A 22,680-nucleotide genomic window follows, 5' to 3' on the forward strand; every position below is an offset into this window, starting at 1 on the left:
CATTATAATTTTAACTATAGATAAAGTCAATGAAAACATTACTTGCTGATAATCCGAATACCCAAAAGAAATAACCGCCCCTAGCGGATGGCGGTTATTTCAGATCTAATCTGCTGTTGTCTTAAGCCAGATCGAAGCGATCGGCGTTCATTACTTTATTCCAGGCCGATACAAAGTCCTGGAGGAACTTATCCTGAGAGTCACCGCAGGCATAGACTTCAGCCAGGGCCCGGAGTTGGGAGTTGGAGCCGAAGACCAGATCCACCCGGGTGCCGGTCCATTTCAGTTTTCCTGTGGCCCGATCCCGGCCCTCGTACAGGGCTCTTTCTTCCGATACGGCTTTCCATTCAGTGCTCATGTCGAGGAGATTGACGAAAAAGTCATTGGTGAGGGCTTCCGGACGTTGGGTGAAGACACCGTGCCGAGACTGTCCGTAATTGATATTTAAAACCCGCAGACCGCCGATGAGAACGGTCATTTCCGGAGCGGTCAGGGTCAGCAGTTGGGCCCGGTCAACCAGCAATTCCTCTGCCGATGCGGAAGATTTACCTTTCAGATAGTTGCGGAAACCATCGGCTTTAGGCTCCATGACGGCGAAGGAATACACTTCGGTCTGCTCCTGGGAGGCGTCGGTGCGGCCTGGCTTGAAGGGAACAACCAGAGTGCTGCCGGCATTCCTGGCGGCCTGCTCAATACCGGCGGCACCGCCCAGAACGATTAAGTCAGCCAGGGAAACCTTCTTTTGACCGGATTGGGAGCTATTAAACTCAGCTTGGATTATTTTCAGAGTTGCCAGTACCGTGACCAGCTGAGCGGGTTGATTGACTTCCCAATCTTTCTGAGGTGCCAGGCGGATCCGTGCTCCATTGGCGCCGCCCCGTTTATCCGAACCCCGGAAGGTGGAAGCGGATGCCCAGGCAGTGGAGACCAGCTCGGAGACGGAAAGGCCGGAGGCCAGGATCTTAGCTTTGAGAGTGGCGATATCCTGTTCATCGATTAATTTATGATCCACCGGGGGTACCGGGTCCTGCCAAATCAGTTCTTCCTCAGGAACTTCCGGACCGAGATAACGGGAGCGGGGTCCCATGTCGCGATGGGTCAGCTTGAACCAGGCCCGGGCGAAAGCGTCGGCGAATTCCGCAGGGTTATCCCGGTATCTCTTGGCAATCGGTCCATAAATCGGGTCCATTCGCAGGGAGAGATCCGCCGTGGTCATCATGGGTGCATGCCGTTTGGAAGGATCATGGGCATCCTGCACGGTATCTACCGCAGCTGGGTCAGTCGGAACCCACTGCCACGCTCCGGCGGGACTTTTCACCAGATCCCAGTCGTATTTGAACAAGGTGTTTAAATAGCCCATATCCCATGTGGTGGGGTTGGGTTTCCAGGCACCTTCGATACCGCTGCCGATGGTATCGCCCCCTTTGCCGCTGCGGAAGGTGCTCTTCCAGCCTAAACCCTGATCTTCAAGGTCGGCGCCCTCAGGTTCAGGACCAACATGGGATGCGGGACCGGCACCATGGCATTTGCCGAAGGTGTGCCCGCCGGCAACCAGTGCCACAGTCTCTTCATCATTCATGGCCATGCGCTTAAAGGTATCCCGCACATCCCGGCCGGAAGCAAGGACGCTGGGTTGTCCATTGGGACCTTCCGGATTGACGTAAATGAGGCCCATTTGCACTGCGGCGAGAGGATTCTCAAGATCCCGGTCCCCGGAATAGCGTTGGTCGCCCAGCCATTCTCCTTCAGAACCCCAATAAATATCTTCCTGGGGTTCCCAAACGTCCTCGCGGCCGCCTGCGAAGCCGAAGGTTTTGAATCCCATGGATTCCAGAGCACAATTCCCGGCCAGGATCATCAGGTCAGCCCAGGAGATTTTTTTCCCATATTTCTGCTTAATGGGCCAGAGCAGACGGCGGGCCTTATCCAGGTTCACATTGTCCGGCCAGCTGTTGAGGGGAGCAAAGCGCTGGGTTCCGTTCCCTGCGCCCCCTCGTCCGTCGTTCAGGCGGTATGTACCGGCACTATGCCAGGCCATTCGTATAAAGAGGGGACCATAGTGACCGTAATCGGCAGGCCACCAATCCTGAGAGTCGGTCATCAGGGCATAAAGGTCTTTCTTTACGGCCTCCAGGTCAAGCTTCTTAAATTCTTCAGCATAATTGAAGTCAGGATCCATGGGATTGCCTAGAACGGAGTTTTGATGAAGAACGCTGAGGTTCAGCTGATTGGGCCACCAGTCTTTGTTTTTAGTGCCACCGCCTGCATTGGTGTTTTGTGTGTGGCCGGTCACCGGGCATCTCTTTTCATCCATTAAATTACCTCCTTCTATAAATAATCTTGAGAAAAACTGCATTATCTCATCACTTGGGAGATAAATGCAAATTATAATCATTACAATCTATATTATATATTAATATTTGGGGATTACAAGATGGTAAAGATAAATTTAAAACTTATAAAATAAATCATCAGATGAACTGATGATTTATGTGTTATTGATTATATTTCTTCTCCATCCCATTACTATTCTCCTGTTCATTTGGTACTAAAGTTTAGGATTTTTGCTTGGGCAGGCAGAGAAGAAAGGGTGATGTAGTCTACGATCTGCATCTAAATTTAAACGCAGGTGTAACCCCCATCAATGGGTAAAATGGCTCCGGTTACATAGGATGATTCATCAGCCGCTAAGAAGCAAGCGGCTGAATTCAATTCACCGGAATTTCCGTAACGTTTAAGGGGGACGGTACGCTCCATATAAGCCTTGAATTCTTCCGTCTTCAGAGTATCGGCGGTCAATTCCGTTTCAAAATAACCTGGGCAGATACAATTTACGGTGACACCACGGTCAGCCCATTCTGCTGCCAAGGCGCGGGTGAGGTTGACGACCCCACCTTTAGCTGCATGATAGGCGGAAGCAGGTGTAGCTGAGTTTCCTACCATTCCGTACATGGAGGAAATATTGATAATGCGCCCATAACCGGCTTCCAGCATGACTTTACCAAATTCACGGGCGGTACGAAAGACACCGGTCAGGTCGACGGATAGATTGTGTTCCCATACTTCATCGTCCATTTTTTCGGCGGGCATAACGGAGCCGATTCCGGCGTTGTTAATGAGTATATCCACTTTGCCGAACCGGTTTAGAGCAGCTTGAACGGCAGCTTGGACAGAAGCCAGTTGAGTCACATCACAAGGAATTGGATAAGCCTTAACACCATATTGACCTTCTATATCTTCTGCGACTTTACGCAATCTGTCTTCACGGCGGGCCAGCAGCACCACATCGGCACCTTGTTCAGCCAGCCCATGAGCCATTTGCATACCTAATCCACTGGACGCTCCGGTAATAACAGCCACACGGCCTTGCAAATTAAACATGTTCTTATCCTCCTATAGTTAACAGTAATTCATTGTATTTGTGAACTTAGTATGCACTGCAAGGACAAAAGTAATGATAGAAGAAGGATTAATAATTAGATTATCCATGTTTATTGTTTGCTGCAACGCACATGCTTGCAATAGGAGCGGAAAAGGCAAAGCCACTGCACATAAAGGATTTCGCCGGTTACAAAATCACTAATATCTGCTTCCCGAAAAACCCGGGATAACTGTTTTTGGGTAAATATACGCCTGAGTCCGGCCCGATTGCCTTGTAAAGCGCGTGTAATAAAGTGCTCATAATTGCGCCATTGAGCGGGGGATATATCCGGCTGTGTCTTTTTCTTTAAGTGAAGCAGTACCACATCCACACCAGGCTTGGGATGGAAATCCTCCCGAAGAAAATGGTAGACGATCTTCAGATCGAACACCGGCTTTATCATGAGCGATCTCAGTGTTTCATGGGGTTTGCCCATAAAGCGCCTGGCTGCACCTTTTTCCATGGTCAGCCACGCTTCTGCCGGCGGATTTCGGCTTTCTGTCAGCTTACGAAGAATAGCGGTGGTATGACAGAAAGGAATATTGGCAAAGACTTTATAGTCTCCAGAAGCGGGGAGCCGCCATTTCAGGAAGTCTTGATGATATAGGTGCAGATTTGCAGAATCGTTAAATTTTTGGTGAAGCCTATCATATAATTTTTCATCGATCTCAATAGCGGTTACTTTCCGGCAGCTTTCAACAAGCAAGCCGGTTATATGGCCTTTTCCCGGACCAATTTCAATGACATGATCATTGGCGCCGATTGTGGTTCGAGAGAGCAGGCTTTTAATGGTTTTATATCTGGTCAAGTAGTTTTGAGATACCCAAAGGGGCAAGGTTTGCCCTTGGCTTCTATTTTTGGACATAAAAAATACACCTCTTTTTGTTCTATTCGAGTCGAAAAAAGGTGCACGAAAACAGAGGAAGAGTGTTTATACTTCCCTTATTGTTCCGCACACCTTATTAACGAATCCGAATAAACCAAATACCAAACATAGGTGTATTGAAGCCTCCCAATCAAATTATAGGATCATTATACAAAAAACAAAGGTATTGTCAATACAATCCTTGTTCATATCGGATTCTATGCAAAAATTGAATGATGCAATATCGGAAGACAGCCTCCCCAAAAATCGATTATAGTGGAGGTGGAATAGCCGCCGTTTGTCCCAGTGGCTGAAATCAAATTTCCCTTCCTATATAAAAGCTACAAAAGTGAGTGAAGATGTCATGCCATGAAATGGGGAAGTGTGGCATAATAAACAGGTGGACCAGGAATCGAAAGACAGATTCACCTTATGTAACGCAAGTAACTTAAGGAGGTGTCCGGATGACGCTCAGTGAAGAAGAAAGATGGAAAGCTGTGCTTGATTGCGATCCGATCTATGATGGAAAGTTTTTTTACGGCGTAAAAACCACGGGGATTTTCTGCCGTCCCTCCTGTAAATCTAAAAACCCTAAGCGGGAGAATGTGATTTTTTTTGACACCGCTGCCGAGGCGCGGGCCTGGGGACTGCGGCCCTGTAAACGCTGCCGGCCTGATTTGGCGGAATTCCAACCGCAAAAAGAGCTGGCTGAAAAAATCAAAGGGGTATACGACCTTTATTATTCCGATCACGGCCGGGTACGGGAAGAACTGAAAAAGCTTGGCGTCAGCCGGAACCGTATGAGTCAGGTGTTTTATGCACACTATGGGAAGATTCCGGGGGAGTATCTGAATACGTTGCGCATTGCCTCTGCTCAAAAGCTGCTGATCCATACCCAGGGCAGCACTTTGCAAATTGCTCTGCAAAGCGGGTTTGAGAGTCTTTCCACCTTTTACACTCAGTTTCGGCGGTTGACCGGGGTGTCGCCCAAAGAATATCGTTGTTCCGTTCTCCGGAGGGAGGAAAGTCGGTGAGCATTGGTGCTAGTGGCTGTGGGGGGATTGGCCTGAAAGCTGATTCTCCAGGATTTTGCTTTCGGCGTTCACTCTATAAGCTGCGCGGAGTAATCTAATCGCTCAAGACCTCCGCTGCGTCGGGTTCCCGGCTAAATCGGCTCCTGCCTCATAGCCGGTTGGAAACGTCCTGTTTCCAACCCGACTCCGCTGCAGTCTTTTCGCGAAGATTGCTTACCTGCTCGCTTAGAATCCGTTCTCTGCCTTAAAGCAAAATCCTTGGGCTGTCTTTTGCCACCACCTGCGGCATGGCCGCCTACCCTGAAGAAAGCACAAAAAGAACTCAAAAGAAAAGCCGAAAAAGACCCGCAAGAGTAGCTTTACGCACAAAAGCGAACGGATTTCACTGTGTATAAGGCAGCTAAGGCTTCTGCTTCGCTTCACTCACCATAAGCCAAGCTTTCTTTAAGCGGAAGGGCGACGAGGTCAATGAGGCTTTCTTAACATAGCGGAGCCGCCGGTTCACATCAGGTATTACCCGGAGGTTTGGCGGAGCTGTTAAGAAAGGTGAATTGACCAGCCCTGGAGCTATGGAGAGAGCGTTGTACGTAAAGCTACTCTCCCCAAGCAACTTTTTCACCTTCTAAAGGAGTGATTTAAGAAATGATTTATACATGCACCATCAGTACCCCTCTCGGCCCCGCCACAGCATCTGCTGAAGAAGAAGCCCTTACCGGGCTTTGGTTTATCGGACAAAAATATTATCCCGCTCAAACGGATGCCTGGGACAATGAACCGGAGCATCGGGTTTTTCAGACTCTGCAGACCTGGCTGGACAATTATTTTTCCGGCAGAGAAAGTGCTGCCGTCCCCTTTCCCGAGCTGGCCCCCAAAGGGACGGATTTTCAAAAAGCGGTTTGGGACATCCTTCTGGAGATTCCCCATGGCCGCCTTACCACCTATGGGGAAATTGGTAAAAAGCTGGCCGCCACCAGGGGGTTATCCTCCATGTCCGCCCAGGCTGTAGGTGGTGCGGTGGGGCATAATCCTATCTCTATTCTTATACCCTGTCATAGGGTGGTGGGTGCTAGCGGAAGCCTGACCGGTTATGCGGGAGGTCTGGAAAAGAAGAAGGCTTTGCTCCGGCTTGAGGAGGCGGACCTTACATCCAGAAAGCTGTTTGAAGTCTGAAGAAATCAGAGGAGAAGCGGTGATGAAACAGAAGATTTTACTTTTAGAAGATGATATAAGCCTGATTGATGGTTTGCAATATGCTTTGAAAAGAAATGGATTTGAGGTCGAAATCACCCGTACAGTCCAGGAGGCCAGGGAATGTCTAGCCAAGGAGCACTACGATGTGTTGCTCCTTGACGTTACCTTGCCGGACGGGACAGGCTTTTCGGTATGCGAAGAGGTGAGGGAGAAGGGGAGTCAGGTCCCCATTATCTTCCTGACCGCTGCGGATGAAGAAGTCCATGTCATCCGCGGCTTAGACAGCGGCGGGGACGATTATATTACCAAGCCCTTTAAGCTGGGGGAATTATGTTCGCGGATCCGGGCCCTTCTGCGCCGTGCCGGAGCTTCCCAGCCCTCTCCATCATCAACCCTTGCTTGTGGCGATCTTTCCATTGATCTGCTGGGCAGCCGTGTTCTCCTTAAAGGCAAACCGCTGGAATTAACCCATGCCGAATACCGGCTGCTATGCTTATTGGTGCGCAACGCCGGACGTGTGGTCACCCGCAACGTTATATTGAATGAATTATGGGATGGCACCGGGGACTTTGTGGACGATAATACCCTTTCCGTTTATATCCGCCGTCTGCGGGAAAAGGTGGAGGACGACCCGTCCCATCCTGAACATTTGATAACGGTCCGGGGTTTCGGTTACCAATGGAGAGAGGTGTCGGAATGAGTTTTTGGCGAGAAAAACAATCCCGTCATTTCTGTTATGGTTTAATCCTTCTTTCCACTCTTTTGCTGGGCTGGAGCTGGCTTTTGTGCATGGGTCAGACCCAAGCTGCCAAGGAAATGCTCTTGTCCCACGATAGTGCCATGGTCGGTGCTCTTCTGAAGCAAGGTGTACCACCGGATGTGATCGCCTCCGCGGTGGGGAGCACCCAAGATGATGGAGCAGGGAAAAGCTTACTCAGACAGCTGGGTTATACAGAACAAACCGCCTCTCATTACCTGCCCGCCGTCTCCGGTTTTGCAGGAGCTACCTTTCAATTTGTTCTTTCGGGTACATTCATCTTTATCCTCCTTCTCCTTGCTTTCTGCTGGCTTTTTCTTATAAGAAGGGAACGGCTGTATCGTCAGGCTTTACAAGTCATCGGCGGGTTTTCCGAAGGAGATTTTACAGCCCATTTGCCGCGCTCCGATGAGGGAACTTTGTCCCGGCTCTTTGCTGCCGTGGAGAGCCTTGCCTCGGCACTGCAGGCCAAGGGGGAAACTGAATACAAGGTCAAGGAGTTTTTAAAAAGCACCATCTCGGATATTTCTCATCAGCTGAAAACACCCCTGACCGCCCTTACGATGTACAACGAGATTATCTGGGAAGAGCCGGATAATCCCGCCATCATCACAGAGTTTTCCCGAAAAACAAAGGCGGCTCTCAGCCGTATGGAGCAATTGATCCAGTCCCTTCTCAAAATCACCCGCCTTGATGCAGGAAGTATAGCCTTTGAAAAAGCACCCCGGCGGATCTCTGAGATCATAGCTCAAGCGGTTGAGGAATTAACCACACGTGCCGGGAGTGAAGACAAAAAGATCAGTGTAAGCGGACAACCGGAGGAAGAGCTTAGCTGTGACCTGCAGTGGACGAGGGAGGCTGTGGGAAATATTATCAAGAATGCCTTGGATCACACCGCTCCCGGCGGTCATATCCACATTTCCTGGGAACGCTCTCAGGCCATGGTGCGGATTGCTATTGCCGATGATGGAACGGGTATTGCTCCGGAGGATCTTCACCATATTTTCAAACGGTTTTACCGCAGCAAACAGGCCAAAGATACCCAGGGAGCCGGTCTCGGCCTGGCCTTGGCCAAAGCCATTATTGAGGGGCAGGGAGGAGTCCTGTCCGTTCAAAGCATGCAAAATGCGGGCACAACCTTTACGATATCCTTCCTTACGGAATTGTAAGGTGAGATTCACCTCAATGTAAGCTGTATCCCTTATCTTTTAAGGGAAGGAGGTAAGGAAGTTATGGACATTCTGAAGGTTGAAAAGCTTTGTAAAACCTATGGAACACGAGAAGCCCAGGTCCAGGCCTTAAAAGAGGTTTCTTTTACTATGGAAAAAGGGGAATTTGCGGCGGTGGTCGGTGAATCCGGCTCCGGCAAAAGCACTTTGCTGAACTGCATCGGCGGTTTGGATAACCCCACCTCCGGCGGAGTCTTTCTGGAGGGCAGAAATCTCTTCAGTATGAAGGAAAGAGAGCGGACCGTTTTCCGACGTAGAAATATTGGCTTTGTCTTTCAGTCCTTTCAATTGATCCCGGAATTAACGGTGGAGCAGAATATTATTTTTCCCCTTCTGCTGGACTATCAAAAACCTGATCCCGGTTCAGTCAAGGAGATTTTAGAGGTATTGGGGCTGACGGAACGCAGGAATCATCTTCCCAGCCAGCTTTCCGGCGGTCAGCAGCAACGGACGGCTATTGGCCGTGCTTTGATTACCAAGCCCATGCTGATCCTGGCCGACGAGCCCACGGGGAACCTGGACAGCAAGAACAGCCGGGATGTCATGGATTTGCTTCTGAAAGCCTCCCGGCACTATCAGCAGACTATTTTGATGATTACTCATAATATTAATCTGACTTCCTCGGTAGATCGCGTCCTGAAGGTAACGGACGGTGTGCTTGCCGATCTGGGAGGGATGAGGGGATGAAAAGCTATCTGGACCTCATCCCTATTTCCGCCAAGGTTCATAAAAAACAGAGCAGAATGACCCGGATTTGTATTGTTCTGGCCGTATTTCTGGTTACCGCTATTTTCGGTATGGCTGATATGGAACTACGCAGCCAACAATTGCAGGAGATCAAAAAAGGCGGCAACTGGCATGTATTGTTCTCCGGTATTGATGAACACACTGCCGCCATGATCGCCGCCAGGCCGGAGGTTAAATTCTCGGGTTGGTATACCTATCTTGGTGAGAAAGAGGAGTATACCCTTTCCGGAAAATCCGTGGCTGCCGTTGGTTTAGATAAGAATACATTTGAGGAAATGCTCCCTACGCAGATCACGGAGGGAGTCTACCCAACCGGAGAAAATGAAGCTGCCCTGACTGTAAACGCGAAAAGTGGTATGGGGATCAACCTGGGGGATATCATCACACTGGAGCATTCCGGTTCTGAACCGGTACAGCTTACTGTGGTGGGTTTCGTTGAAGGGACTTCCCAATTGCTGAAGCAGGATACCCATGCCTTGCTCCTTACCACCGAGGGATTGCGTTCCTCCATTCCCCAGGAGGGCTACACAAGCCAATATATGGTTCAGCTCTCTCCCTACTGCACTATGCAAAAAGTGATTGCCGATATAACAAAGCAATACGGACTTGCCGATCAGCAAGTCCTGGAAAATGGAAATTTGCTGGCGGTGCTGGGCCAAAGCGATAACAATTATGTGCTTGGACTCTATGGTATCGCCGGGGTTTTGTTCATCGTGGTCTTGCTGGCTGGGGTTCTCATGATTGCCGGCAGTCTGAACAGCAATGTCATGCAAAGGACGGAGTTTTTTGGGATGCTGCGCTGTCTGGGAGCGACCCAAAAGCAAATTATGAGGTTTGTCCGCCGGGAAGGGATGCAATGGTGCAAAACGGCTATCCCTTTGGGACTAGGCATGGGAATCATGGTCGTGTGGGCGCTTTGCGGGGTTCTGAAAATTTTAAGCCCCGGTTATTTTTCCGAGCTGCCGACCTTTGGCATCAGTTGGATCAGTATCCTGTCCGGTATAGCGGTAGGTATCGTTACGGTGCTCTTAGCCGCCCAATCCCCGGCCAAAAAAGCGGCCCGTGTTTCACCCCTGGCCGCAGTTTCAGGGAATGCAAACTCTGTTCAGCCCATCTCCGGAGCGGCCAATACCACTCTTTTTAAAATCGAAACCGCCCTTGGTATCCATCATGCCACATCAAGCAAAAAGAATTTCCTATTGATGGTGGGCTCTTTCTCGCTCAGCATTATCCTTTTTCTTTCCTTTTCAGCTACCGTTGATTTTATGCATCATGCCGTCAGGCCATTAAAACCATGGACACCGGATCTTTCCATCGTGAGCACGGATAATACCCCCTCAGTATCCAATGGTCTTCTGGAAGAGCTGCGTGACCATAGGGCAGTTAAGCGGGCATATGGCCGGATGTTCGCCTATGATATCCCGGTCAAAGTGAAGGGGCAAGAGAGGACCATCAACCTGATTTCTTATGAAGATTATCAGTTCACATGGGCGCAGGACAGCCTGATCGAAGGTTCTCTGGATGAAGGGGCTCAGAAGAAAGATCAGGTATGGGTTGTTTACGATTCAGAAAATCCGTTGCAGGTGGGGGACCAGCTCGCCCTTAGTTTCGGAGAGGTCCCAAAAGAGGTTAGGGTAGCGGGAGTGCTTTCCACCAGTCCTTTTTCCAGTGTGGAGGGTGTGGATTCGGTGATTTGCTCGGAAGGGACCTTCCGGGAATTGACTGGTGAAAGGAACTACACGATTATCGATATTCAGCTTTCCTCAGGGGCAACGGATGAAGATGTGGATGAGATTCGCTCTTTGGCCGGTCCCGATGTCCGGTTTTCCGATCAGCGGGCCGGCAACCGTGAAGGGAGGGGAGCTTTTTACTCCATGGCTTTATTCATCTATGGCTTTTTGGCGGTGATCCTGCTCATTACCGTCTTCAATATCGTGAACAGTGTGGCTATGAGTGTGGCGGCCCGTTTGAAACAGTATGGGGCCATGCGGGCTATCGGCATGAGTGACCATCAGCTTGTCAAAATGGTAAGAGCGGAGGCAATTACCTATGCCGCCGCCGGAAGTAGTGTCGGCTGCATTTTGGGGGTGACTCTGCATAAACTGGTGTTCGAGAAAATGATTACCTCCCATTGGGGTGATCCCTGGCAGCTCCCCCTTGGGGAACTTAGTCTGATCGTGGCCATTGTCATGATCACATCACTTCTTGCCGTCCATGGTCCGGCCAAACAAATTCACACTATGTCGATTGTGGATACCATAAGTGCCAAGTAAATGGATACTCTTGTTGCCTATATCAAAGGAAGACTCAAAAAAGAAGATTAATGGAAAAAACCCGGTTCGACTAAAGTTGACCGGGTTTTTACCTTGGCGATAATGTCATGCCGATAAACCTCCTCTAGTAAAGACTGTCGGTTTATCTCCTATTTTTATCATGGTTGGCTTTCTGTTGGTATAGACGGTCACGTAATTAAATCCTGCTCTTCTGATCAGTTCCATACCTTCCGGGATGCCTTTGCCCACATCTTCAGCCCAATGGGCATCCGAACCCACCGTAATAATCTCTCCGCCCAGCTCCTTGTAGAGGCGGATAATATCCAAGCCCGGCAAGCATTCCTTAGAGGATTGTCTGAGCCCGGAAGTGTTCACTTCGATCCCTTTGCCTTTTTGAATGACGATCTTAAGAATCTCTGCCAACTGTTCCTGATAATCCATAAGGTTGGCGCGCAGCTGGTAATTGGCTGCATAGCGCTTGACCAGATCCAGGTGCCCGAGACAATCGTAATGGTCCCATTGGGCTAAGGTTTTGAGTTCCAGCAGGTAGATGGCACAATAGGTGGCCAGGTTTTCCGGAGTGTAGTGTACTTCTCCAAAATCCACGTTATTCGGCAGGCGATGGGCAGAGCCGAGAACATAATCATAGGGGTACTCTTCAATGAGCTTAAGTGAATGCTTGGAAAAACGATGAGGCTGGCCCAACTCCACTCCGCTCTTGATCTTTATTTTCCCCTCAAAGCGCTGGCGGGCTTCAGAGATCTCGGAAAAATACTTTTTCCCATTATACTGCAAATACTGTTCATTACCTGAAGAGGGCTCGAAGTGATCGGTTATGGCGATTTCCTGCAAACCACGGGCGATGGCTTTATCGCAGAGGGTCGTAATCTCATCATGGGCATCGCTTGAGTTCAGGGAATGCATGTGATAATCCATTAAAAACATAGTGTCCTCCATATAGTTTATTATTTTCCTCTTCTACTATAGCAGGGCATTGTTAACCGGCCTTTATGGTTCTATTAAAGGACGGTTAAAATTGGATGGATTCAAGGATTATGAATCTGATTTCAGATATAAGGCGGATTTGAGAGAATCGATTTCCTGCTGGAGCCAGGCGATAACCTCTGCTTTTTTTTTCATCACGGGGGCGATTTGCTGCCAGAGTATTTGGAAATACTCCTCTACGGCGTTGACCGTCATGGGCTCGTGAATGGAAAAACGCATGGGTGCAGTATTCGCTGGTCCCAAGATCTCGACGATGGCGGCATGCCTTTCTTTAAGCAAGCAAGATACATTTTTCTCAAATCCGGGAATGATCGCGTTCTTCCTGACAAAGGCGATAGAGTAATGATCGTAGGTCTTCAGAAGGGAGATCATATGTTGCAGGAAGTCCACCACTTCTTCCATTTCCAGATCCACCGCAGAGAACCCGATGGAATCATAGAGGAAAAATTGCCGGTTTTTCACGAGATAACTTAAGCTATCAAGTGTATAGATATCTTTGTATTCGTAGATTTCAATGTTGGACTGGAAAGATTCCAGACACTTTTGGTGGAAAGCTATGGCTGAAACCATTTCTTGCTGGGAGGCCTTTCTTTTCTGCAAAAGCTTCTTATAGAGAGGAAGAGGAAGGGTAAAGGTACTGAAACCATCTTTATAAAGGAACCGATTGCCGATGGCTTCTTCGCACTCCATATACGAGCTGTAGAAACTCTCTTCTTTTTCTGCCGGATAGTTCATAAGCAAAGGGGTTGCGGAAGCCTGGGTAAGCCTAACCCAATACTCTTCATAGAAGGAGATGGCCAGAGGGTTTTTGAGATAGAGAGCGCAGCAGTTATTGACCTGAGTAAAAAAACAAGACAGGACCCCGGTTTCAGGAACGATAATATAGTCCTTGCCGAGAGCCAAGGAGTCGTAGCTTTTGAGATAGTAGAGATAAAGTTGGTCTGTTCCAATTAGAGGTTTTAAAAAATTGAGCAAATCCATCATCCGCTGTACGTCATGAGTGATTCGCAGCAGATAGTGGACTTCACAGCCCTGAGTCATTAAGTCCAACAGCATGGTTTGGAAGTGTCGGAGATCTTCTTCGCTGGACATATAAAAAAATACATCATTGAAATAAGTGATGTATATTACTTTTTTTCTTTTATGGGTTTGCAGTGCCAAGCCTAAAAGATGCCTGAAGGCTGAAGCAACATTATGGGTTCCGGCAATGATCTTGTCCTCATGGGACATACTGACCACTTCATTAAAAAAAGGCGGATTCGCCATTGTTTTTTTGTATTTAAGCAATTTTTTAGATTCCTTAGTGTGCTTTTTATGATTGCTGAGGGAAATCCCCTGGGCTTCAAAAAGCACTTTTTTAATCTTTTCTTCATTGCAGTCCGTTCCAGCATCAACACTAAAAACTCTTTCAAATAGCTCGTTAATGAGCTGGATTTGCAAAGAGTTCTTAATGTTGGCTGATAAAAACTGTGTGATTGCTTCTATGTAATTCGAGTTATACGATGGAATCCTTTTCCCATTTACCCATCGGTTAACAAGGGAGCCATCCACATTAAGAGCTTTTGAAAGTCTGTTGATACTCACTCCCAGTGCAGAAAGCAGGTATTTCAGACAATGGGCAAAATCAACGGATGTGTTCATGCATATACCTTCTTTATTTCCTTCTTTTTCATTATAAAGATTTATGGATATTTGTCTTAAAAAGATGTTCAGATGTCATAGCCATGGTTATGACATCTGAGTGAAAATCGTTTCATTCTTCCAGATAACATTATAATATGATTCTTATATGAAGATTAACGACATATTTTATCTGGAAACGACATTAAGCAAACTTTTCTTCCCGATGACTTTAATGATTAAGGTGATAAAGATGGAAGACAGAACCGTGATAAAAACTATAAATGCTGAAGGCATCATTGGTCAGCATGGATATAGAGTTTCCCGGCTTTGTGTAAGTATGGGAAGGCAATTAGGCTTAACGGAAAGGGCTATCACAGAACTCAGTATTGCGGGGCTTTTTCATGATCTTGGCAAGATAGCTGTCTGCAGAGCTATTCTTGAAAAACCCGGAAAGTTGACCACAGAAGAGTATACGGAGATAAAGCGTCACTCGGAAATAGGATACAGAATCCTCGGTTCGGTCAGAGGAATGGAAAACATGGCGGAATTTGTGCTTTATCACCACGAGCGTTGGGACGGCAAGGGCTATCCCCGGCAGCTCAAAGGCGGAGAGATTCCTTTATATTCCCGTGTGATCGGTCTGGCCGATGCTTATGATGCCATGACTAACAACCGGAGCTACCGCAAGGCCCTATCCAAGAAAGCGGCTATCCAGGAGTTATTAAGGAATTCAGGGACACAATTTGATCCGGAGCTGGTGGGGGAATTTATTAAGACACTGTAGGGCAGCTTGCAAGCCACGCTTATAAGGCGCGAAACATAAACAAAAGGGGGTAACAAACAATGCAACGATTTCGCAATATGAAAACGGCCTCAAAAATTAATAGTTTAATACTGCTCATGGCGGTATTTCTTGGACTTGTCGGCTTTGTAGGGATATATTCCGCCCATAATTTGGCCGCTTCGATGGAAAGTATGTACCAAAATAACCTGCTCCCTATCAAGTGGCTGAATGGGGCCCGGGGACAAACCAGGGCAGTGGAGGCTCTGACTCTTGAATTATTTATCACTCAGGATCAAAATAGGCAGCAAGAGATTCTCCAGGACATTCAAGAGCGGGTCGCGGAAGTAGATACCCTTCTCAGTGACTTTAGCAAGGAAGTTACGGATCCATACGAACAAGAACGGTTTCCGAAGCTGATGGATGAATTGCAGGCCTACCGTGTCGAAAGAGATAAAGCCGTAGATATGGCAATAGCGGGGAAGCAGGATGAGGCTTTTAGATATTTTTCTGCCAATGCTGCAGACAATATCAATGTTGTGAATGTTGTTTTGAAGGAACTTGCCGATTATAATGCTCAGATTGCCGATGAGGCAGAGATAAAAAGCAAGTCGACGGCATCCATGACAACTAAGTTTATGGTGGGTTTGACTTTGGCTGCCATTGTTCTGGCTGTGGGTATTGGTCGGTTTATCGCCAGGATGATTTCTAATCCCCTGATTCAGTTGGAAGGTACCGTTATGGAAATCTCCCAGGGGAACCTAACCGTTGAAAAATTGGATATATCTTCTGAAGATGAGATTGGCCAACTGGCTGCGGAAGTTAATGCTATGACGGAAAATTTAAGAGTTTTAATTGAAAATATAACCCACACAGCGGAGCAAGTCGCAGCTTCGTCAGAGGAGTTGACAGCCAGTGCCGAGCAGTCTGCCTCGGCTACGAATCAGATCGCCGCAACCATTACCGAGGTGGCGGCAGGAGCAACCAGGCAGGAAACCGCTGTTGATGATACAGCTTCAATTGTAGAACAGATGTCGGCAGGCATTCAGCAGATCGCAGCTAATGCCAATAGTGTTTCAAGGTCTGCCGATATGACAACCCATGCGGCCGGTCAAGGGGACAAGGCGGTGAACGCCGCCGTGAACCAGATGAAAAACATTGAAAAAACGGTAGCAGGCACGGCACAGGTCGTGACGCAGCTAGGGGAGCGATCGAAAGAAATCGGTCAGATTGTGGATGCTATTTCCGGAATTGCCGCCCAAACTAATCTCCTGGCACTGAATGCGGCAATCGAGGCGGCTCGTGCCGGTGATCAAGGCAGAGGGTTCGCCGTCGTTGCCGAGGAAGTACGCAAGCTGGCGGAGCAATCCCAAGAAGCGGCTAAGCAAATTGCCGATCTGATCGCGGAGATCCAGAAGGAGACCGATAGCGCGGTCAAGGCTATGAACGAAGGTACCCATGAAGTCAAGGTCGGATCGGAAGTGGTGAACTCTGCCGGAGAGGCCTTTAACGAGATCGTAGGCCTGATCGGTGAAGTTTCCACCCAAGTCAGGGAAATCTCAGCAGCCATTCAGCAGATGGCTTCCGGAAGTCAACAAATTGTGGATTCGGTACGGGATATTGACCGCATCAGCAAGGAAGCATCCAGTCAAACTCAGACCGTTTCGGCTGCTACCGAAGAACAGTCCGCATCTATGGAAGAAATAGCGGCATCCAGCGAGGAACTGGCTAAAATGGCGGAAGAGCTGCAGAGCTCGGTTAGGAAGTTCAGGATATAGAAAATTTGGGATATGGCCTCAGGGATTTAAAATAGCATTAAACAGCGCCTTTATGTTTCAATTGAATCGTAAAGGCGCTGTTTTTTAATTTTTTACTCCTTGTCTTTATGATTCATTTTAATTACTGGTATGATAATAGTACCAGACAACGGTAAATTTTTTTTAAAAAGTTTTGCGAAAAGTTGCTTTTGACTTCGTTGTATAGAGTGTAAGAGCTTTTACAAGGAAAAGGGGGAAACCATGAAGACCAATAACAATGTCATAGGGCGCTTGAAAAATAGAGAGGAAGATGCTCTGGAATTTATTATGGATGAATACTTCCCTTTAGTGAAGGGGATTGTCCGTCAAGTCCTGCTTCCTATAGGAAGTAGGGAGTTGGCGGAGGAATGCATCAGTGATGTTTTCCTTGCCGTTTGGCATCATGCGGAAAAATTTAAGGGGGAAGGGGAGGAGGATTTCCGCAAATGGCTCTGCGCCATCGCCAAATACAGGGCTATTGACTTTTATCGCCGGGAAAGAAAATGCGTTGAAATTCCTTCTTCCGATCGTAAGGGGATAGATTTGTTTCCGCCCCAAGAATCAGCAGAGGAGCAGGTGCTGTTTAAGGAGAACACAAAGGAAATGAAAAAGCTGCTGAACTCCTTTTCTTCTACGGACCGCAACATATTTATTATGAAATTCTTTTGGGGTATGCCCTCTGAAGAGATATCCAGGAAATTAGGACTGACGAAATCTGCTGTCGATAATCGTATTTACAGGAGTAAAAAACAGCTGGTAAAAGGTGTTTTGAGCATAGGAGAAGGGGGAAATTAACCGTGAAAGATCTCTATGAATTTTTTAATGAGATAGATATTGACTTGAATGAGTTTGAAGAGGCGGAGGTGGATGAGCTGGAAAAGTCGAGAGTCAAAAAAAGGGTAAGAGAAAGGATTGCCGAAACCGGTCATTCGGGCGGACTGAAGAAACGGAGAAAAAGCAAGGGAATGGTGGCTGTAGCTGCTGCCATGATTATGACGGTAGGACTCTCCGGTTTTGGTTTGGCTTTTCCCGCTTATGCCAAGGAAGTTCCTGTCATCGGCGATATTTTTCGATTTTTAGATGACGGACGTACGGGGGTGTATGATTTATATACGGAAAAGGCCTTGGACATCGATATGGTCAAAGCAGACAATGGCATCGAAGTGACGCTGAATCAAGGCGTTTATGACGGAAAAACCTTATCTTTCACCTATACCATAAAAACGGAAAAGGATTTTGGGGAAAGACCCTATTTGAATAGCGAAGTTGATGTTGATTTTGCCCAGGGCTCCACAGGCGGCGAGCAGTTAAAGAGAGTCAGTCCCGGCGTCTATGTGGGGCAAAGCAACTATACATTTTTCAGTGAGGAGGAAGCCCGGGATTCGATTTCTTTCCGCTGGAAGATTTCCGGGATGACAAACATGGAGGAGGGAGCAGAACCCAAAGAAAATAAAAAGACACCATGCAAGCTGAATTTCAGCGTATCCTTAAATACTCTGGACTATACCGTGGTCAAGATTGATGCCAATCAGGATCAGGTTCAGAATGTGGCTATCAGCTTAAACCGCCTCTCCATAACCCCCATCAATACCCTTCTCTACTACTCCGAGATAGTTCCTAACACTCTTTCCCATGCAGCCCAGATGGATTGGGAAATCAAGGATGATTTGGGCAATGTCTATGAGTATGAAGGGAATGGGGGGCATGGCAAAGTTGGTGATAAAATGACTGAAATGGAACATATTATCACCTTTAAACGCCTTGATCCCAAGGCGAAAACCCTGTTGATCACGCCGACCTTGAAACTGGTTCCTACCCAGGGTGGCGGTGTGGAATTTGATGAAAACGGCCATGAAACCCGGTTCAGCTACGAAGGGCTGCCGGAGGGGGTCACTGCCGGAGAGTGGACGATGAAGCCGATTAGCGTAGACCTTAGCGCTGTGAACTAAAGCCTTATACATTCTGCCTTGAAAAAGACCTCTTGAAAGTTAAGTCTCCAGGATTTTGCTTTCGGCGTTCACTCCATAAGCTGCGCGGAGCAATCTAATCGCTCAAGACCTCCGCTGCAGTCTTTTCGCGAAGATTGCTTACCTGCTCGCTTAGAATTCGTTCTCTGCCTTAAAGCAAAATCCTTGGGGTTGCCTTTCGGGCTTGAGCGGTGCAGATGTGGGATAAAGCTACCCGATCCGAGGAGTCTTTTTCATCATCTGATGATGTCGCAAGAGGCGTGGAGCCTACTCTGAGAAAGATCCGCGAGCTTAGCTTTGCACACAAGATAACGAGGAAGACCTGTTCCATCTAAGGACGGGTCTTCCTCGTTTTGTGGCATTTTCAGCGAAGTCAATCAGTCGGGAAGGACGATCTCCGCTTTTTCGCCGATTTTTAAGGGGGTTTCGGGGGCCAGGTTGACTTTGATCTTCATGCTTTCTTTATTCTTATTGGCAGAAGTCTGCATGTCCTTGGGGGTATATTGGGCCTTAACATCAATAAAGCTGACGGTTCCTGAGTATTCCTTCTCTCCGGAGTGGATGACCACGTTTTGTCCGTAGCTTATTTTGGGCAGATACTCCTTGGGCAGATAAGCCACCAGGTGTTTTTCTGTTTCCGAAGCGATATCGATGAGATCAAATCCGGGGGAGACCATATTTCCGGGCAGATAATTCCTGCTGATAACCGTTCCGTCCTGAAGAGCGGTAAGGGTGTATTTAGCTAAATTATCCTTGGTCTGGCGGATTTGTACTTCAGTTAAAGCTACATCGGCTTGAGCGGCGGCGATTTTTTCCTGGGGAGTTCCTTTTTGCAGCAAGGTCATTTGCTGGCGGGCATTATCCAATTGCAGGGCCGCCGTGGTAACGGCGGCTTCTGCCAGATCCACCTGGTATTTGAGCTTATCCAGTTCAGCCTGAGGGAGTGCGCCGGCTTTCTGGAGAACCTGAGCATCTTCATAATCTTTCCTGGTCCGGTCCTGAGCCAGCTGGGCATTGGCATTGGCTATTTCCGCCAGCTTCACGCTATTTGCAGACTGCTTCAAGGCCTCAGGGTCAGCTCCGGTCTTTAATTCGGCCAGGATCGCCTGTTTCCTGGCCAGGGTCTGCTCCAACTGTTCCAGAGCATACCGTTCATTGCGGTCATCCAGCACGGCCAGAACGTCACCGGCTTTAACGGTTTGGCCAAGCTCCACAGCCTGTTGGCTGATTTTCCCGGACACTTCGCTGTAATGGGCATAGATGCTTGTCTCCACGATTCCTTCCAAGACCAGGCCGGAGGTAGGAGAACAGCCAACTGCGGTTAAGATCATGGCCATAAGTCCGGTGAAAATAAGCCCTGAGTGTAGTGTTCGCATATTCATAACCTTATGTTCCTCCTCAGTTCGATTAGGTTTGTGCACATTATCTGCTCTGAAAAAGATATCAATGTAAGTTGATTCTCCAGGATTTTGCTTTCGGCGTTCACTCCATAAGCTGCGCGGAGCAATCTAATCGCTCAAGACCTCCGCTCCGTCGGGTTCCCGGCTAAATCGGCTCCTGCCTCATAGCCGGTTGGAAACGTCCTGTTTCCAACCCGACTCCGCTGTAGTCTTTTCGCGAAGATTGCTTACCAGCTCGCTTAGAATCCGTTCTCTGCCTTAAAGCAAAATCCTTGGGCTGGCTTTCGGGCTTGAGCGGCGCGGATGTAGGATAAGCTACCCGGACCAGACAATACTTTTCATCCCCAGCCGGTGCCGCCTGCGGCATAGACGGTTAACTTGAAAAGACCTGGAAAAGAATCGAAAAAGACCGATAAGCGTAGCTTTACGCACAAAAGCGAATGGATTTAGCGGAGGGGCGTCCAGGTCAATGAGGCTTCTTTAACATAGCGGAGCCACCGGTTTACATCAGGTATTACCCGGAGGTTTGGCGGAGCTGTTAAGAAAGCGAGTTGACCAGCCCTGGAGCTATGAAGAGAGCGTTGTGCGTAAAGCTACCCGACCCGGACAACACATTTCACCCTAGATCCGCCGATATTTCTTAAGAAGCAAGGTATTCAAAATTATGAACAACACGGAACAGGCCAGGATAATCCCCAAATCCCCGGCGATGACCGCAAAACCGCTGCCCTTGATCATCACTGCGGTCAGCGCATCGGCGATATAATAGAGAGGCATAGCGTAACCCACGACCTGCATACCGGCAGGCAGATCAAATAAACCGGAAAAGAAAACCTGGGGGACGATAATCAGGGGGATAAATTGAATCATCTGGAACTCATTATTAGCCAGAGTGGAGGCCAGGATTCCTAAAGTCAGGGCGATCATGGCCGTCAGGAGGGTAATGAGCAGAATCAAAGCAAAGGAACCGATCATCATCACCTTAAGGACATAGACACAGTACCAGGAGATGAGGAAGGATTGCAGGATCGTAAAAAGACCGAAACCCAGGACATAGCCCACCACGATCTCCCAGCGTCGGACCGGAGTGGAAAGAAGTTTCTCCAGGGTCCCTGAGGTTCTCTCCTGCAAGAAAGAAATACCCGAAACCAGGAAGACAAAAAAGAAAATAATAAAGCCGATTAAAGTCGCGCCAAAGTTATCAAAACTCGGCAAATCCTCCTGGCCATAGACATAATTGACCTCAGACTTAAGATCCGGCCTGGAGAGCATAGAGGACATCTTAGCCTGCTCCAATGCGGCCAGAGCGACTTTGGCCTTGGTGGGATTGCTGCCGTCCACTTCAATCGTGGATTTCCCGCCGCTGATGCTGATCGTGGCAATGACTTCCCCCTGCTCCAGAGCCCGGCGGGCTTCACTCTCGCTGTACCGTAAGCCTCTGACGTTTTGTTCCTCAAGTCTATCCTCAAATCCCGCCGGGGCATTGATTACGGCCACATTCACAACAGGAACGGTATCGGCCAGAATAAAATAAACCAGGGTGAGGAGAAACACAGGGGCTACCAGCATCAGAGCCAGTGTGCGCCGGTCATGCCGCAATTGATTTAAAATCCGGAAGGCTAAAGCTCTAACTCTCATTGTGCTGTCCTCCATAATAGATGAAAGCTTCTTCGATGCTGTTGACTCCGATCCTCTCCTGAAGCTCCCGGGAAGTGCCCTTGGCGATCAGGCGCCCATCCCTCATCATAGCCAGGCTATGGCATTTATCCGCTTCATCCATCACATGGGTTGTGACCAAGATGGTAACCCCCTGCCCGGCCAATGTGTTCAATTCTGCCCAGATATCTCTTCTTAAGAGAGGGTCAATTCCTACCGTAGGTTCATCTAAAACTAAAACCGGCGGATTATGGAGAATGGCAATAGCCAGGGAGAGCCGCCGTTTCATGCCGCCGGAAAAAGCCTGAACCGGTTTGTGGAGATGTTCCGTAAGATTGACCAGCTCCATGACTTCAACCGTCCTTTTTTTGATTTCTCCCTTGCTCATTCCGTAAATTGCTCCGAAAAACTGCAGATTTTCCTCCGCAGTCAAAGAACCATAGAGGGCATCGGACTGGGCCATATAGCCCACCTTGTTCATTAAGCTCAGCTGGGGCATTTTCTCACCGAGGACATACGCTTCCCCTGAAGTAGCTTCCAGGATTCCGGCGATGATTTTGACGACGGTGGTCTTGCCGCAGCCGGAAGGGCCAAGCAAGCCATAAATCTGACCATGGAGAATTTCCAGGTCAATATCTTTGAGGACATGCTTTTTGCCAAAGAATTTATTCACATGCTGCACGACGACGCCATGGGGATCTTCCGGACCGGGAGAATTATTTTTGCTCTTATTCTGTTTCATCAGTGTTTTCAGCATCTCTGTCCCCCCTAAAGGCAAGCCTATTTATTGAACAATGAGTTGATTATTTTCCTGATTTGATTATAATCAAACCATAATAAGCCTTCAAGAGACAAAACAGGGCCTTATGACGGTTAATAAACATTTTGCTTTAATTTGTTCATTTATATGCAAAAGTTTTAAGCAAAGGGGAGGA

The 22,680-nt window shown here is 48.2% G+C and carries 20 protein-coding genes; 10 read left to right on the plus strand and 10 right to left on the minus strand.

Features of this window, described 5'->3' with window-relative positions:
- Positions 1–121: 121 nt before the first annotated feature.
- The 3 genes from katG to erm all read right to left on the minus strand — a co-directional run bounded on the left by katG (position 122) and on the right by erm (position 4,286).
- The gene (gene katG / locus DESDE_RS08015) at positions 122–2,314 is read right to left on the minus strand and encodes a catalase/peroxidase HPI (RefSeq protein ID WP_014793537.1); all 2,193 of its coding nucleotides are present in this window, start codon (positions 2,312–2,314) and stop codon (positions 122–124) included.
- Between the two features lie 305 nt (positions 2,315–2,619).
- Positions 2,620–3,381: an SDR family NAD(P)-dependent oxidoreductase gene (locus tag DESDE_RS08020; RefSeq protein ID WP_014793538.1), complete on the minus strand. Its 762-nt coding sequence runs from the start codon at positions 3,379–3,381 to the stop codon at positions 2,620–2,622.
- Positions 3,382–3,491: 110 nt separating this feature from the next.
- The gene (erm, locus tag DESDE_RS08025; RefSeq protein WP_014793539.1) at positions 3,492–4,286 is read right to left on the minus strand and encodes a 23S ribosomal RNA methyltransferase Erm; all 795 of its coding nucleotides are present in this window, start codon (positions 4,284–4,286) and stop codon (positions 3,492–3,494) included.
- Between the two features lie 464 nt (positions 4,287–4,750).
- On the opposite strand from erm, the gene DESDE_RS08030 reads away from it, so the two are divergent.
- Positions 4,751–5,320, plus strand: a complete 570-nt coding sequence (locus DESDE_RS08030) for a bifunctional transcriptional activator/DNA repair enzyme AdaA (RefSeq protein WP_014793540.1) — start codon at positions 4,751–4,753, stop codon at positions 5,318–5,320.
- Between the two features lie 131 nt (positions 5,321–5,451).
- Here the strand turns inward: DESDE_RS08030 and DESDE_RS21905 are convergent, their stop codons facing one another.
- Positions 5,452–5,646, minus strand: coding sequence for a hypothetical protein (locus DESDE_RS21905; protein WP_162470823.1), 195 nt, complete (start codon positions 5,644–5,646; stop codon positions 5,452–5,454).
- A 316-nt stretch (positions 5,647–5,962) separates the two neighbouring features.
- Here DESDE_RS21905 and DESDE_RS08035 point away from each other — a divergent pair, with 316 nt between their 5' ends.
- The 5 genes from DESDE_RS08035 to DESDE_RS08055 all read left to right on the plus strand — a co-directional run bounded on the left by DESDE_RS08035 (position 5,963) and on the right by DESDE_RS08055 (position 11,517).
- Positions 5,963–6,490, plus strand: coding sequence for a methylated-DNA--[protein]-cysteine S-methyltransferase (locus DESDE_RS08035; RefSeq protein WP_014793541.1), 528 nt, complete (start codon positions 5,963–5,965; stop codon positions 6,488–6,490).
- A gap of 22 nt (positions 6,491–6,512) precedes the next feature.
- A complete protein-coding gene (locus tag DESDE_RS08040) occupies positions 6,513–7,211 on the plus strand; it encodes a response regulator transcription factor (protein ID WP_014793542.1) in 699 nt (232 codons plus the stop codon).
- Positions 7,208–8,437, plus strand: a complete 1,230-nt coding sequence (locus DESDE_RS08045) for a sensor histidine kinase (protein ID WP_014793543.1) — start codon at positions 7,208–7,210, stop codon at positions 8,435–8,437. The genes DESDE_RS08040 and DESDE_RS08045 overlap by 4 nt, the downstream gene beginning before the upstream one ends.
- Positions 8,438–8,500: 63 nt before the next feature.
- Complete coding sequence (locus DESDE_RS08050; protein WP_014793544.1) at positions 8,501–9,184, plus strand: ABC transporter ATP-binding protein; 684 nt, start codon at positions 8,501–8,503, stop codon at positions 9,182–9,184.
- Entirely contained in the window at positions 9,181–11,517 is a 2,337-nt protein-coding gene (locus DESDE_RS08055; protein ID WP_014793545.1) for an ABC transporter permease, read from the plus strand. The genes DESDE_RS08050 and DESDE_RS08055 overlap by 4 nt, the downstream gene beginning before the upstream one ends.
- 105 nt (positions 11,518–11,622) lie before the next feature.
- On the opposite strand, the gene DESDE_RS08060 is transcribed toward DESDE_RS08055, so the two are convergent.
- Together DESDE_RS08060 and DESDE_RS08065 are read right to left on the minus strand one after the other, a co-directional pair.
- Positions 11,623–12,462: a histidinol-phosphatase HisJ family protein gene (locus DESDE_RS08060; protein ID WP_014793546.1), complete on the minus strand. Its 840-nt coding sequence runs from the start codon at positions 12,460–12,462 to the stop codon at positions 11,623–11,625.
- Between the two features lie 108 nt (positions 12,463–12,570).
- Complete coding sequence (locus DESDE_RS08065; protein WP_014793547.1) at positions 12,571–14,163, minus strand: helix-turn-helix domain-containing protein; 1,593 nt, start codon at positions 14,161–14,163, stop codon at positions 12,571–12,573.
- 232 nt (positions 14,164–14,395) lie between these two features.
- On the opposite strand from DESDE_RS08065, the gene DESDE_RS08070 reads away from it, so the two are divergent.
- The 4 genes from DESDE_RS08070 (at position 14,396) to DESDE_RS08085 (ending at position 18,671) form a co-directional block, all read left to right on the plus strand.
- The gene (locus tag DESDE_RS08070; protein ID WP_014793548.1) at positions 14,396–14,929 is read left to right on the plus strand and encodes an HD-GYP domain-containing protein; all 534 of its coding nucleotides are present in this window, start codon (positions 14,396–14,398) and stop codon (positions 14,927–14,929) included.
- Positions 14,930–14,988: 59 nt separating this feature from the next.
- Entirely contained in the window at positions 14,989–16,704 is a 1,716-nt protein-coding gene (locus DESDE_RS08075) for a methyl-accepting chemotaxis protein (RefSeq protein ID WP_014793549.1), read from the plus strand.
- Between the two features lie 240 nt (positions 16,705–16,944).
- The gene (locus tag DESDE_RS08080) at positions 16,945–17,517 is read left to right on the plus strand and encodes a sigma-70 family RNA polymerase sigma factor (protein ID WP_014793550.1); all 573 of its coding nucleotides are present in this window, start codon (positions 16,945–16,947) and stop codon (positions 17,515–17,517) included.
- Between the two features lie 2 nt (positions 17,518–17,519).
- A complete protein-coding gene (locus DESDE_RS08085; protein ID WP_014793551.1) occupies positions 17,520–18,671 on the plus strand; it encodes a DUF4179 domain-containing protein in 1,152 nt (383 codons plus the stop codon).
- A 395-nt stretch (positions 18,672–19,066) separates the two neighbouring features.
- Here DESDE_RS08085 and DESDE_RS08090 read toward each other — a convergent pair whose 3' ends face one another.
- The 4 genes from DESDE_RS08090 to DESDE_RS08100 form a co-directional block, all read right to left on the minus strand.
- Positions 19,067–20,071 carry an HlyD family secretion protein gene (locus DESDE_RS08090; protein WP_014793552.1) on the minus strand — a complete coding sequence of 335 codons (1,005 nt, stop codon included), beginning with the start codon at positions 20,069–20,071 and terminating at the stop codon, positions 19,067–19,069.
- A 163-nt stretch (positions 20,072–20,234) separates the two neighbouring features.
- Entirely contained in the window at positions 20,235–20,456 is a 222-nt protein-coding gene (locus tag DESDE_RS21095) for a hypothetical protein (protein ID WP_242831370.1), read from the minus strand.
- Positions 20,457–20,710: 254 nt separating this feature from the next.
- Positions 20,711–21,727 (minus strand): ABC transporter permease, encoded by a 1,017-nt coding sequence (locus tag DESDE_RS08095; RefSeq protein ID WP_014793553.1) that lies wholly within the window; start codon positions 21,725–21,727, stop codon positions 20,711–20,713.
- Positions 21,717–22,502, minus strand: a complete 786-nt coding sequence (locus tag DESDE_RS08100) for an ABC transporter ATP-binding protein (RefSeq protein ID WP_014793554.1) — start codon at positions 22,500–22,502, stop codon at positions 21,717–21,719. The genes DESDE_RS08095 and DESDE_RS08100 overlap by 11 nt, the downstream gene beginning before the upstream one ends.
- Positions 22,503–22,680: the final 178 nt, after the last annotated feature.

The sequence above is a fragment of the Desulfitobacterium dehalogenans ATCC 51507 genome, from assembly GCF_000243155.2.
Lineage (GTDB): Bacteria > Bacillota > Desulfitobacteriia > Desulfitobacteriales > Desulfitobacteriaceae > Desulfitobacterium > Desulfitobacterium dehalogenans.